This is a genomic window from Mesorhizobium sp. WSM4817 (genome assembly GCF_055811135.1).
Window position 1 is genome coordinate 1 of sequence record NZ_JBVVQQ010000127.1, and the last position, 544, is coordinate 544.

The window sequence follows — 544 nt, forward strand, 5'->3', positions numbered from 1 at the left end:
AAACGCTGTCCGCGAATTACTGAAATCACTGTCCGGGATTTAGCGAAAAGGGTGTCCGGGAATTAACGAAACACGCAGTGCCTTTAGCGTCGGCACGCGAGGTCTTCCACTGTCACGGGGTGACACGCACCGGAGGAGCTTGATCTCAACAATCCGAGTGACCTGCTGTGTGTGGGCCCGAACAAGCTGGTTCGGGTTGATCGGCCCAGTGCTCGATGCCATTGGCGATGCAGATGCGGTCGAAGATATGCGGCCAAAGGAAGCGTCGCCTGGGACCATCGCGGTTTTGGGGCAGGTCGGCGATTGCCATGGCGCTGCAGTCAGTGATGCAGGCGCTACGCTGAGGTTGGATGGTGTCTCCCGGGCAGCCGAGTACGTCATCTAGCGGCAACAGCGTCTCCTGCCGGAACGCCACCAGGATTTAGTTGTGTGCGTCAAGTTCTGCAAAAAATGGCGTGGCATTCAGCGTGACGTTGGCGTGTCCGCCGCGCGGCCCCCGTGTTTAGCGGAGCGGCGGACATGGCGGGCCGCGTCTCAGGCGGCC

General features: G+C 60.7%; 1 pseudogene. It reads right to left on the bottom strand.

Annotated features, from left to right (window positions below):
• Positions 1–193: 193 nt before the first annotated feature.
• A pseudogene (locus tag AC0L2K_RS35025) lies at positions 194–328 on the bottom strand (IS481 family transposase); the annotation flags it as partial.
• Positions 329–544: the final 216 nt, after the last annotated feature.